Raw genomic sequence first — 12,415 nt, forward strand, 5'->3', positions numbered from 1 at the left:
GCTAAGCGAAGTAAAACTTAAGTATATCAATAGTTCATTTCAGTTAAGGTCTGACTTGGCTGTGCTTAGTCACATTTGTAGAAAAAATCGAGGCATCATGGCGAAAGCAAAACGAGCGTATGTTTGTAATGATTGTGGCGCGGATTTTCCCCGTTGGCAGGGGCAGTGTAACGCATGTGGTTCGTGGAATACGATAACAGAAGTCCGTATCGCTGCATCGCCAACGGTTGCTCGTAATGAACGTTTATCCGGCTACGCGGGCTCCGCAACAGAAGCTACAGTTCAAACGTTATCCGAAATTGATCTGCAGGAAGTGCCACGCTTCACCAGTGGGTTTAAAGAACTTGACCGCGTATTAGGTGGGGGCGTTGTACCCGGCGCCGCTATTTTGATTGGTGGTAACCCTGGCGCTGGTAAATCCACCTTGTTGCTGCAAACCATGTGTAGTTTGTCTGCGCAAATGCCAACGCTCTACGTAACAGGTGAAGAATCGTTGCAGCAGGTAGCAATGCGAGCTTCTCGATTGGGCTTGCCGAAAGAGCACTTAAAGATGTTATCGGAAACAAACGTCGACAAAATTTGCCAAATTGCCGAAAAAGAGCAACCTCGCATTATGGTGATTGACTCGATTCAGGTAATGCACGTTTCAGATGTCCAATCGTCACCGGGCAGTGTTGCTCAAGTACGTGAATCTGCGACAGCTCTGACACGATACGCAAAACAGAATAACGTCGCGGTATTTATTGTTGGTCACGTAACAAAAGATGGTACCCTTGCGGGCCCTAAAGTTCTTGAGCACATTATAGACTGTTCAGTGCTGCTTGATGGTGGTACTGATAGCCGCTTTCGCACATTGCGTAGTCATAAAAACCGCTTTGGCGCTGTGAATGAGCTCGGTGTCTTTGCAATGACAGGCCAAGGGTTGAAAGAAGTGAGTAACCCATCCGCGATTTTCCTTTCTCGTGGTGAAGAAGAAACATCAGGTTCTTCTGTTATGGTCGTGTGGGAAGGTACGCGTCCTCTATTAGTAGAGATTCAAGCGTTGGTGGATTACTCGCAATTGGCAAACCCTCGCCGTGTTGCGGTCGGTTTGGAGCAGAACCGCTTATCACTTTTGCTCGCTGTGTTGCATAAGCATGGTGGCTTACAAATGGCAGACCAAGATGTCTTTGTTAATGTGGTTGGCGGTGTTAAGGTGACGGAGACGAGTGCCGATCTTGCGTTAGTTATGGCGCTTTTATCGAGTTTTCGTGACCGTCCACTACCCAAAGATGTGGTTATTTTTGGTGAGGTCGGGCTTGCAGGCGAAATCCGTCCTGTGCCAAGTGGGCAAGAACGTTTGAATGAAGCGTTCAAACATGGTTTCAAGAAAGCCATTGTGCCTGCAGCTAACATGCCGAAAGGCGGCATTCCTGGCATGCAAATTCACGGCGTTAAGAAATTGTCGGAAGCCATAGAGGCTTTTGACGAGCTGTAATGCTCATAAGAATGGTATTTGTGGAATCACAAACTGTTCTATCCGTCCTCAATAAAATGCGAATAAAGTACATAAATTGCTGTGTTTGACTATGCTTTGGGGACGGAAATTTCACGTTAAAATTTTTTTTCTTCCATCCGCACGCAAGGGTATCAGTATTGACAGAATGTGATATACTCTGCGCGCACTTTATACCTTATTAACAGAGTAAGACAATGACTGATTTATCAAAATACAGAAACATTGGTATTTTTGCTCACGTAGACGCGGGTAAAACTACCTCTACAGAGCGTATCCTAAAGCTAACTGGTAAGATCCATAAGATCGGTGATACACACGACGGTTCAACTACAACTGACTTCATGGAGCAGGAAGCTGAACGTGGTATCACAATCCAGTCTGCAGCAACAACTTGTTTCTGGAACGATCACCGTCTAAACATCATCGATACTCCTGGACACGTTGACTTCACTATCGAAGTTTACCGTTCTCTAAAAGTACTTGACGGTGGTATCGGTGTATTCTGTGGTTCTGGTGGTGTTGAGCCTCAGTCAGAAACTAACTGGCGTTACGCTGACGAATCACACGTATCACGTCTGATCTTCGTTAACAAACTAGACCGTATGGGCGCAGATTTCTACAAAGTTGTAGATCAAGTACAAAACGTACTAGGTGCTACACCTCTAGTTATGACTCTACCTATCGGTATCGAAGAAGATTTCGTAGGTGTTGTAGACGTACTAAGCCAACAAGCTTACGTATGGGATGAGTCTGGCCAGCCAGAGAACTACGAAGTTCAAGATATTCCAGCAGACATGGTAGAAAAAGCTGCTGAATACCGTGAAATGCTAATCGAAACTGCTCTAGAGCAAGACGAAGATCTAATGATGGCTTACCTAGAAGAAGGCGAAGAGCCATCTCTAGAAGACATCAAACGTTGTATCCGTAAAGGTACTCGTGATCTAGCATTCTTCCCAACTTACTGTGGTTCAGCGTACAAGAACAAAGGTATCCAACTTATTCTTGACGCGGTAATTGATTACCTACCATCTCCAACAGAAGTTGATCCACAGCCTCTAACTGATTCAGAGACTGGTGAGCCAACTGGTGAAGTTGCGACTGTATCTGCAGACGAGCCACTACGTGCACTTGCATTTAAGATCATGGACGACCGTTTTGGTGCTCTAACCTTTATCCGCATCTACTCTGGTAAGATGAAGAAAGGTGACACAGTACTTAACTCTGCAACTGGTAAAACAGAGCGTATCGGCCGTATGGTTGAGATGCACGCAGACGAGCGTAACGAGATCGATTCAGCACAAGCTGGTGACATCATCGCTGTAGTTGGTATGAAGAACGTTCAAACTGGTCACACTCTATGTGATCCTAAGCACGAATGTACTCTTGAGCCAATGATCTTCCCAGATCCAGTAATCTCTATCGCAGTTAAGCCTAAAGATAAAGGCGGTTCTGAGAAGATGGGTATCGCGATCGGTAAAATGGTTGCAGAAGATCCATCATTCCAAGTTGAGACTGATGAAGATTCAGGCGAAACTATCCTGAAAGGTATGGGTGAACTTCACCTAGACATCAAGGTAGATATCCTTAAGCGTACTTACGGCGTTGAGCTAGAAGTTGGTGCTCCACAGGTTGCTTACCGTGAAACTATCACTCAAGCAATCGAAGACAGCTACACGCACAAGAAACAGTCTGGTGGTTCTGGTCAGTTCGGTAAGATCGATTACCGTATCAAACCAGGTGAGCCAAACTCTGGCTTCACGTTCAAGTCAACAGTTGTTGGTGGTAACGTACCTAAAGAATTCTGGCCTGCAGTTGAGAAAGGCTTTGCGTCAATGATGGAGCACGGTGTTCTAGCTGGCTTCCCTACTCTAGACGTTGAAGTTGAACTATTCGACGGTGGTTTCCACGCAGTTGACTCTTCAGCAATCGCTTACGAAATCGCTGCTAAAGGCGCATTCCGTCAGTCTATGCCTAAAGCTGGCGCGCAACTTCTTGAACCAATCATGAAAGTTGACGTGTTCACTCCAGAAGATCACGTTGGTGACGTAATCGGTGACCTTAACCGTCGTCGTGGTATGATCAAAGACCAACAAGCTGCGTCTACTGGCGTACGTATCAAGGGTGATGTACCTCTATCAGAAATGTTTGGTTACATCGGTACTCTACGTACAATGACTTCTGGTCGTGGTCAGTTCTCTATGGAGTTCTCACACTACGCACCATGTCCAGCAAACGTTGCTGAGCAAGTAATTGCTGACGTTAAAGAGCGTAACGCTAAGAAGTAATTCTTAAGTTAACTCTATAACTTGAAAGCCCCGCCTAGTGCGGGGCTTTTTGTATCTAACCGCTTATACATAGCGCGTTTTTGTTTCGCTGATATACGCCTTTGGTGTTGTTTACCTACTATTCTGAAGCTGAGCCAGTATTACTAACATTGAGGTCGATGGTTTTAAAATCTGGTATCACTGACTTTTCAAATGTTTCTATTTCTTCTCTCAACCATTGTGCAAACAATTGGGCTTTAGGTCGCTTTAAGTAGCCTTTTGGAGCGCACAGGTAATACGCAAATTTGGGTTTAATGGCTATATCACCAATTCGGACCAGTTTGCCTGAACGGAAATATTGATGAGCTAAACTGTGTTTGACGAGCGCTACGCCTTGTAGTGATAACGCGGCTTCTAACACTAAGTGTGAGCCACTGTATTTTAAAGCAGGCTTTGCGGCTGAATGACCAAGTCTCGCTAACCACATGTTCCAGTCCAGATCTGGCCATACGTCTTCGATGAGCTCTGCTTTGCTTAAATCTTCAATGCGATAGATTCCGTGCTCTTTCTGATATACCGGGTGACAGGCAGGATAAAAAGCTTCATCCATTAACCATTGTGATTCTAAATTAGGGTATTTTCCTAAACCGTAACGGACACACAAATCGATCTGACTATCTTGAAAAGACACCAAATCATTGGTTGGTTCTAATAGTAAGGCGATATCAGGGTGACGCTGACGAAAAGCCGTAATTTTCGGGACTAACCAATGGTGAGCGAAAGAGGGGAGTGTTGATATCGAAAGGTGGTTAGGATTAGGATCTTGATTAACCAATCTAACCCCTTGCTGCAAATGAGCAAACCCTCTTTCAGCCTGAGTAAACAGCAGCTCTCCCTCAGGTGTGAGCACGATTTTTCTGTGCTGGCGAACAAATAAGTCCGTTCCTAAAAACTCTTCAAGATGACGAATTTGCTGACTAATTGCGGCTGGCGTAACAAACAATTCTTTTGCCGCTGTTTTAAAGCTTCCTTCCTTTGCTGCAACGAAGAAGTAATACAAGCCCTGTAAAGGAGGCATTCGATCTTTCACATTAGTTTTCCTTAACTCAATGGCAGATTCTATCGTTTGAGGATATCAGCGTAGTCGCTGATTATTAAGTGGTCAACATTGTTATAGGAGTTGGTTACATGGAAAACATGACACACACTTGTGAGCGCACTTTATCAGCTGACCATCAGACCGGATTACAGTTAATTTATTCTAAACTTGCTAGTTGGAGAAGAAACTACAAGACACGTCGTCACTTGAGAGAGTTACCAGAACATCTTTGGGACGATATAGGATTAGATGAAAAGGAGATTAATAGTGAAGTGAGGAAGCCGTTTTGGAGAGAGTAGTTTATGAGTTTGATTCAAGCTCAGAATTAAACTGCACTCCCCATGATATTGAGGAGTGCAGACAAGGCTATAAGTCTTCTTCCCACACAACCAATTCACCTTTCGGCCAGTTGTGACCAATTTCATGATACTTTTGCTCAAGCACATGACGTTTAATTTTGAGTGTTGGCGTCAATACGCCATTTTCAATGCTCCAAGGCTCTTTAATCATTAATACGCCTTTGATTTGCTCATGAGAGGCGAGTTCTTGATTCATTTTTGCAATGACTTTGCGGGTGGTTCGTGCGTACCGCTCCCGATCAAAGTTAGGAAAATCATGTGGCACAACCAAAAGAATCGGGGCTGGTAGCCCTAAACCGATGAGGCACATCATCTCTACGCGACTGTATTCGAAAAGTTTTTTCTCGATAGGAACTGGAGAGACAAACTTACCTTTGGCGGTTTTAAAGTTATCTTTTTTACGGCCTTGAATGGTTAGGTAACCATCTGAGTCGATAGAGCCTATATCGCCTGTGTGTAGCCAGCCCTCTGAATCAAAAGACTCTTGGGTGGCAATGTCATTTTTGTAGTAGCCAGAAAATAGCCCGTTGCCACGCACCATGATTTCATCATCGTCAGCGATTTTTAACTCAATACCTGGTCCAGCATTACCGACACTACCAATTTTGTCCGCTCTAAATGGGTAGTTGAGCGTGCTATAGGCAAATGATTCTGTCATGCCCCAAGCTTCAGTAATATTGAGTCCTACAGAGTGGTACCACTCCAGCAGTGCTGGTGATACCGGGGCAGAGCCACAGCCTAATACTCGAGCCTGATCCAACCCCAATCCTTCTGCGAGCTTTTTCTTGATCAGAGAATTGACGAATGGGATTTTCAATAGAATGTTGAGCTTCTTCTGTGGAAGTTTGTCTTGAATACGTTGTTGGAATAGCGTCCATAATCGCGGGACTGAGATAAACAGAGTCGGGCGGTGCATTTTTACATCTTCGATAAAGGTATCCAATGATTCTGGAAATGCTGTTAGTACACCACCCATGATGGATGAGCCAAAAATGTAGACGCGCTCTGTAATATGAGCCAAAGGTAAGTAAGAAAATAGACGATCATTTTCTTGAATACCGATATGGTTTATCAGTTGTTGTACTGACCAGTTAAACGCTCCGTAGGTTAGCATAGCACCTTTCGGTAATCCTGACGTACCAGAGGTATACACCAAAGACATTAGCTTATCGTCGTAGTGCTGTGGACGCTCTTCACTTGGCATTGCATCGGCAATGAGTGCTTGGTATTCATACTGACATTTTGGTGCAGTATCGTAGGGGAGCGAGATACTAATGAGCTCCGGCATTGCATCAATGACTTGCTGGGTTGCATTAGGATCATCGAGTTTTCCGCCAATGAGCGCTTTACTTTCACTATGAGTCACACAGTATTCGATGGTGTCCGCGCCGGCGGTAGGAAAGATTGGCACACTGACATAATCGCCAAGCATCATCGCAAGATCGCAAATAAACCACTCTGCACAGTTTTTAGACACTAACGCCACTTTGTCGCCAGGCTGTACTCCGAGGTTGCGTAGTGCACTGACGAGTTTTAAGGCTTGATCGGCAACATCAGCGAACGTGTATTCAACAAATTGTCGGTTAATAATTTGCTTTAGGTAGACCTCATTTGGGCGCTCTTGAGCCCATTTGAGAATCATTTCATTTGGTGGTGGGAGAGCGCAACCAGCAGCGCTGTTTAGATTCGGCTGATTCATTTTTAGTGACTCCATGTCTTCTCGTTGTATTTATAATTGTTAACGCATTGTTAACTTTAGCATGTTAAATAACGACACGGGAATGCATTTTGATGAAATATGTGGGGAGGATAGCGTTAGTTACCCCTAAAGTCGGTACTAATAGCGCCTAAAACTGTTGCCGATAATTCGCTGGGGACAGGCCTGTTTTTTTCTTAAAAATTCGAGAAAAGTAAGAGACATCTCGGTATCCACATTGATAAGCAATATAGGCAATTTTCATGGATTCATTTTCAACGAGCATTTTCTTTGCTAATGAAATGCGTTTCGCAGTGACATAATCACGAAAGCACATACCAACTTTGCGATGAAATACTTTGGAAAAGTAGTTCGGTGAGTAGTGACAAAGCGCAGCAGCTTCCTCTTCTCTTAGGTCTTTATGGACGTTATTGGCGATGTAATGAACCACGTCAGAAAAATTCGACTTTCCGCTTCGAGAAAAGAGTTTATCGACCGAAATTTGTTCTTCGTCGACCTTGCTGTGCAAAAAGTATTTCAATTTTATCTGTGATAGCCAAATCGGGAGGGTGATTTCATTCAACGTATAATATTCCGCACAAATATGCTTTGGCGGTAAGTGAGGCTCGATATCGGTTGGGTGTATAACGATCAGTTTTTTGTCGAGATTTTCACAGAGCGTGATGACGCCTTTCAGGTGCTCTCGATGATCGCAAGTCATGTAGTAGAAGAAATAGCTGTGTTCTTTATCGCTAAGCACAGAGATATCGTTGCTACAGTCCATAATCTCAAAGCTCTTATCAAACTCACAGCGAAGTGATTCCGGCAGCGAGCAAAGAGTCTCTCCAATCCAATAAGCTTTGGTCAGTCTATCCATATGAATCCCGCTCAGTACGTACTACACCAACGTAACGTTAGTATGTATTGAGGTCAGTCGAGCCTCATTCCTTGAGCTTCAGACCTCACCCTTTCGTTTATTAAGCTTAGGCTTATATAGTCATACTGCAAGTGTGAAAGGTGTCACATAGTTGGTGGTGATGTGTCTCGTTATTGATACATTTTGATTCTGAAGCGCAGGTAGGCAAGAAAGTACCAACCTTTGGCAAAAAAGTCCTAACCCCCCTAATTCTCGGTGACTAATGTTTAAGCATGATTCAGGTGCACATGAGACCTGTATCATTAATAGCGAGATACGTTAAAGGGGATAATCTTATGGATAACTTTCGCAATCTAATCAAGGACTTCATGGAAGATGAAGAGGGGCTAACACTTTTAGAGTACATTCTAGGTGCGGCGTTAATTGTTACAGCGTTCTTGACTTCAGGCTTCTGGACGACTTTGTCTAACAAGTTTACTTCAGTAGCTGGTCGTATCAGCAGCTCGTAATGGTTAGCGAGTTAGTTATTTGGTCATTGCTTATTGCGATTGGAGTATCAGACGCTCAGAAACACAGAATACCAAACAAAGCGGTGCTTATGCTTTTGGTTGCTGTTACTGCAAACGTAATTTACAACCCAGCAATAAGTGGCTTGGATCATTTATATGGTGGGTTGGTTGCGTTTGCAGTGTGTTTCGCGCTGTATCTGTTCAAAGTAATGGCTGGAGGAGACGTTAAGTTACTCGCCGTCATAGGGGCATGGCTGGGTCTGAGTAACCTTGGGGAAGCGTCTACTGGAATAATACTTGCTGGAGGCATCGTGGGCATTTTTTATCTAATGTTACACGTGTCATCGACTAGTGTTGCTCTATCACACCAGATAAAAGGGTATTGCTTAGAAAAAGTAACACCAGGCTTTAGGTCTAATAAGCCGTTAGTCATTCCTTTCGCGCCGATAATCGTAATTGGATTAGCTTATTTCTCCTACACCCATTAAATAATAATAAAAAATGGCATGCAGCATCAGTTGACTAGGCAACTTCAAGAGGGGAAGTGTGATGGGCTCTGTGTATTGGGAAAAACTCGTGCCACAAATAAATCCACCAAAGGTGCCTTCGTCTGTCGAGGGTCTTGGCGTGCCGTCTTCAGTTGTTGAAAACCTAGTGTTGAAACATCTGTCTGCCTATCCCAAATGTGACTTAATCGAATTAACGCAACGGCTTTGTATTGTTTCGAATATTGTCGAGCTTGCTTTGGCGCAGTTAAGAAAGCGAAGTTGGGTAGAAGTTTATCAGCCAGCATCAGACAAGTTGAGTACATCGTATTCCAACGTACGCTACAGTTTAACTGAGCTTGGGCTTGCAGAAGCAGACATTGCGTATAGAAAAGATCCGTATATCGGTCCTGTTCCCGTCTCTTTGGAAGAATATTGGACGGTTGTTGAGGGACAAGATCTTCGCAAGCATCCTATTAATCGCAATGATGTTGAGCGAGCGCTGTCTGACGTGTTTGGTTCGGATCATTTGATACCCGTTTTAGGACCAGCCATTAACTCGGGGCGCGCTTTGTTGCTGTATGGTCATGCGGGTACCGGTAAAAGCTACGTCGCATCAAGAGTGCTCAATGCAATGAACACTTCGGTATTCATTCCTTATGCCGTATATGCCGATGGCAACATCATCAAAGTGTTCTCAGAGCATCATCACCGTCGTTTAGACAACTCCCATTCTCAGGTTTTCGTTAAGTTGGAAACGCATTACGACAAACGCTGGGTTCTTTGTGAAAGACCAAACATTCAAGTGGGCGGTGAGCTGACATTGGATATGCTTGAGGTAAACCACAGCGAGCATAATCGTGTATGGATTGCGCCACTGCAAATGATGGCTAACAACGGAATCTTGGTGATTGATGACCTTGGTCGTCAGTCAATGCCTGTTGATGCCCTGCTAAACAGATGGATCGTTCCAATGGAGTACTTATTTGACCACCTAGCTTTGCCAAATGGTCAACAAGTCACGGTGCCGTTTATGCTCACTCTGGCATTCTCCTCCAACTTTGCACCAAGCAAAATTGCAGACCCCGCTTTTTTACGTCGTTTGGGTTACAAGATCGAGTTTACACCGCTTGGTTTGACAGATTATCAAGCGCTTTGGGTTTCGCTTGCTAAAGATTACCAAATGACGCTTGTGCCTGAGTTTTTCGATACGTTAAGTCAGTTACATCGCGACAATGATGTCGCCAACTACCCTTGTTTACCAAAAGACTTACTCGGTATTAGCCGCGATATTTTGGTGTTCGAAGGGAAAGAGAAGGTCGTCTCATCAGACATTTTAACCCGTGCCTGGGGACTGTACTTCACAGTGGATGAATAGGGAGATCTAAATTATGAGTCGGACTCAAGTCATCATGTTGCTGTTGCTCTCCATTGTTTTCGGCCTTGCCGCCGTGTTGATCGCTAAACAATGGATGGATGGCAGAAACCAACCAACTGTCGAGTTAGAAGAGGTCGAAAGACACCCAGTTTTAGTTGCCGCCATGGAACTAGAGCCAGGGACCATTCTATCTGAGAAACATTTGTCTACTAAGCTCATGGAAGTGGATTGGATAGACGATGAAACGCTAAAAGTACAAGAACAGGCATTGGGAAGAATTGTTGCCAATACCATTTATGCGGGCGAGCTGGTTAATTCGAATCGTCTTGCATTGCCCGGTGAGGGCGCGACACTTGCTGCTTTAATCCCTGAAAACAAACGAGCAATCACCATTCGTGTTAATGACGTTATCGGTGTGGCTGGGTTCTTGTTACCGGGCAATAAGGTCGATGTATTGAATACCGTGAGTTATGGACAAGGTAAAAACGCCACAACAAAAACGGTGCTTAAAAACATCAACGTCCTTGCGGTCGACCAAACAGCCAAAACCAATGATAACAAACCCGTTATTGTGCGTGCGGTGACTTTAGAAGTAACACCGAAAGAGGCAGAAAAGCTCCTATCGGCGAACAGCAAAGGCGACATTCAACTTGCTCTACGCAACCCTCATGAAGTGGATAAACCTGTTGTAGCAAGAAAATACACGCCACGACCTAGTGTGACCATTATTAAGGGATCTCAGGCATCCAGTGTCCGAGTCAGCAATTAGGTGAATTATGAAAACAATAATATTACTCGTTAGCCAGTTACTTTTTGTCAGCTTGTCTGTTAACGCAGCCACGGTGCAGTCAGGAAAAGTCGTGACCGTTGCGCATCACCAATCAACCCAATTGATGATATCCGGCCAAGCGAAGAAAGTGACGTTAGGGGATCCAGAAGTCTTGGATATTTTAGTGCTCAGATCGAACGAGCTGTTTCTTATTGGTAAGAAGTTAGGTACCACGAATGTGTCGGTGTGGGATCGCCGAGGCCGGTTAATTGAGCAGTTTAACGTGGAAGTCACGCATGATCTAAACACGCTTAAGTCGAAGCTTTATCAGTTCTTGCCGGATGAAAATATCGAAGTGCACAGTGCGCAAGAAAAAGTGGTACTTAGAGGCTTGGTCAGCAGTCAGCAAAACATGGACACTGCGGTCAAAATTGCTGAAACCTTCGCTTTAGGTGAAGCGGCAGATGAAGAAGATGACAGCTCTAAAGATGATGACAGCATGGTGATCAATCTACTTTCTATTGGCGGGGCTCAACAGGTGACGCTAGAAGTGACCGTTGCCGAAGTGCAGCGCACACTAGTAAGACGCTTTGACTCAAATTTCCACTTTTTCCAAAGAAGTGGAGACTTTACCTGGGGCGGTACGACTGCTGGTGGCGGTATTGATGGCATTGGACCGATTTTGAACGTCCCAACAGTCGAAGATTTCGGTTTTCTTGGGTCGTTTATCGACAGCAATACCTTGTTTACCTTCGCACTTGATGTGGCGAAACAAAATGGCGTGGCGAAAGTGTTGGCAGAGCCTAGCCTTACCGCATTAAGTGGTACGCAAGCCGAGTTTGTCGCTGGTGGTGAATTCCCAATTCCAGTGCCAAATGAAGATGGTATTACCATCGATTATAAAGAGTACGGTGTTCAACTCGACTTCGTTCCGTTTATTTTGAGTGATAAGAGAATCAACCTCAAATTGAACGTCAATGTGAGTGAAATCTCCAACTCAGGTGTGCTGACGTTTAATCCAAACGAAGTGAATGCCACGTTCTTTATTCCGCCAATCACTAAACGAAGTGCTGGCACCACGATTGAGCTGGCTGATGGCCAAACCATTGGTATTGCAGGCTTATTGAGTGAAAACGCACGTAATGTCGCGGATGGCATACCTGGTGCGAGTGATCTACCTGTGTTAGGCCGCTTGTTTAAGAGTGAAGAATTTACCTCTGGGGAAACAGAACTAGTCATTCTGGTTACTCCTCGATTAGCAACCCCAATCGATCGACGTCGAATCACACTGCCAACGGATGGCTTTGTGGCTCCGAACGATGTGGAGTTCTATTTGCTTGGTAAAGGTGCTGAGTTGGATTTCGATAGATACCAGCTAAACGACATCAGCGAAGAAGATACTAACAACAACTTTATTCAATACGGTTCGTCAGAAGGTGGCTCTGAGGGCAAGTTTGGGCACAGTCTATAAGTGGGAGAGC

The 12,415-nt window shown here is 44.6% G+C and carries 11 protein-coding genes; 8 read left to right on the forward strand and 3 right to left on the reverse strand.

Features of this window, described 5'->3' with window-relative positions; translation table 11 throughout:
* Positions 1-97: 97 nt before the first annotated feature.
* Complete coding sequence (gene radA, locus NL645_RS09670; protein ID WP_046875036.1) at positions 98-1,477, forward strand: DNA repair protein RadA; 1,380 nt, start codon at positions 98-100, stop codon at positions 1,475-1,477.
* Between the two features lie 215 nt (positions 1,478-1,692).
* Positions 1,693-3,783 (forward strand): elongation factor G, encoded by a 2,091-nt coding sequence (fusA, locus tag NL645_RS09675; protein WP_012841459.1) that lies wholly within the window; start codon positions 1,693-1,695, stop codon positions 3,781-3,783.
* Between the two features lie 118 nt (positions 3,784-3,901).
* Here fusA and NL645_RS09680 read toward each other — a convergent pair whose 3' ends face one another.
* Positions 3,902-4,852, reverse strand: a complete 951-nt coding sequence (locus NL645_RS09680; protein WP_065645470.1) for a LysR substrate-binding domain-containing protein — start codon at positions 4,850-4,852, stop codon at positions 3,902-3,904.
* Between the two features lie 98 nt (positions 4,853-4,950).
* On the opposite strand from NL645_RS09680, the gene NL645_RS09685 reads away from it, so the two are divergent.
* The gene (locus NL645_RS09685; protein WP_047008935.1) at positions 4,951-5,160 is read left to right on the forward strand and encodes a DUF1127 domain-containing protein; all 210 of its coding nucleotides are present in this window, start codon (positions 4,951-4,953) and stop codon (positions 5,158-5,160) included.
* 67 nt (positions 5,161-5,227) lie between these two features.
* On the opposite strand, the gene NL645_RS09690 is transcribed toward NL645_RS09685, so the two are convergent.
* Positions 5,228-6,919: an AMP-binding protein gene (locus tag NL645_RS09690; RefSeq protein WP_253651707.1), complete on the reverse strand. Its 1,692-nt coding sequence runs from the start codon at positions 6,917-6,919 to the stop codon at positions 5,228-5,230.
* Positions 6,920-7,067: 148 nt separating this feature from the next.
* Positions 7,068-7,793, reverse strand: coding sequence for an AraC family transcriptional regulator (locus NL645_RS09695; RefSeq protein ID WP_237283996.1), 726 nt, complete (start codon positions 7,791-7,793; stop codon positions 7,068-7,070).
* A 335-nt stretch (positions 7,794-8,128) separates the two neighbouring features.
* Here NL645_RS09695 and NL645_RS09700 point away from each other — a divergent pair, with 335 nt between their 5' ends.
* The 5 genes from NL645_RS09700 to NL645_RS09720 all read left to right on the forward strand — a co-directional run bounded on the left by NL645_RS09700 (position 8,129) and on the right by NL645_RS09720 (position 12,405).
* Entirely contained in the window at positions 8,129-8,302 is a 174-nt protein-coding gene (locus NL645_RS09700) for a Flp family type IVb pilin (protein WP_031781043.1), read from the forward strand.
* A complete protein-coding gene (locus NL645_RS09705) occupies positions 8,302-8,790 on the forward strand; it encodes a prepilin peptidase (RefSeq protein WP_253651630.1) in 489 nt (162 codons plus the stop codon). Before NL645_RS09700 ends, NL645_RS09705 begins: the two co-directional genes overlap by 1 nt.
* Before the next feature lie 61 nt (positions 8,791-8,851).
* Positions 8,852-10,165: a hypothetical protein gene (locus tag NL645_RS09710; protein ID WP_006742388.1), complete on the forward strand. Its 1,314-nt coding sequence runs from the start codon at positions 8,852-8,854 to the stop codon at positions 10,163-10,165.
* A gap of 13 nt (positions 10,166-10,178) precedes the next feature.
* Entirely contained in the window at positions 10,179-10,934 is a 756-nt protein-coding gene (gene cpaB / locus NL645_RS09715; RefSeq protein WP_006742389.1) for a Flp pilus assembly protein CpaB, read from the forward strand.
* 7 nt (positions 10,935-10,941) lie between these two features.
* Positions 10,942-12,405, forward strand: coding sequence for a type II and III secretion system protein family protein (locus NL645_RS09720; protein WP_006742390.1), 1,464 nt, complete (start codon positions 10,942-10,944; stop codon positions 12,403-12,405).
* The last annotated feature ends 10 nt before the right edge of the window (positions 12,406-12,415 follow it).

Origin of the sequence: Vibrio sp. Y51_MX_L26, from assembly GCF_024181935.1 — a bacterium.
GTDB classification, from domain to species: Bacteria; Pseudomonadota; Gammaproteobacteria; order Enterobacterales; family Vibrionaceae; genus Vibrio; species Vibrio diabolicus.

Excerpts from the sequence above, each read along its gene's own strand:
- radA (WP_046875036.1), top strand. The coding sequence starts at position 98 with ATGGCGAAAGCAAAACGAGCGTATGTTTGTAATGATTGTGGCGCGGAT.
- fusA (WP_012841459.1), top strand. The coding sequence starts at position 1,693 with ATGACTGATTTATCAAAATACAGAAACATTGGTATTTTTGCTCACGTA.
- NL645_RS09685 (WP_047008935.1), top strand. The coding sequence starts at position 4,951 with ATGGAAAACATGACACACACTTGTGAGCGCACTTTATCAGCTGACCAT.
- NL645_RS09690 (WP_253651707.1), bottom strand. The coding sequence starts at position 6,919 with ATGAATCAGCCGAATCTAAACAGCGCTGCTGGTTGCGCTCTCCCACCA.
- NL645_RS09695 (WP_237283996.1), bottom strand. The coding sequence starts at position 7,793 with ATGGATAGACTGACCAAAGCTTATTGGATTGGAGAGACTCTTTGCTCG.
- NL645_RS09700 (WP_031781043.1), top strand. The coding sequence starts at position 8,129 with ATGGATAACTTTCGCAATCTAATCAAGGACTTCATGGAAGATGAAGAG.
- NL645_RS09705 (WP_253651630.1), top strand. The coding sequence starts at position 8,302 with ATGGTTAGCGAGTTAGTTATTTGGTCATTGCTTATTGCGATTGGAGTA.
- NL645_RS09710 (WP_006742388.1), top strand. The coding sequence starts at position 8,852 with ATGGGCTCTGTGTATTGGGAAAAACTCGTGCCACAAATAAATCCACCA.
- cpaB (WP_006742389.1), top strand. The coding sequence starts at position 10,179 with ATGAGTCGGACTCAAGTCATCATGTTGCTGTTGCTCTCCATTGTTTTC.
- NL645_RS09720 (WP_006742390.1), top strand. The coding sequence starts at position 10,942 with ATGAAAACAATAATATTACTCGTTAGCCAGTTACTTTTTGTCAGCTTG.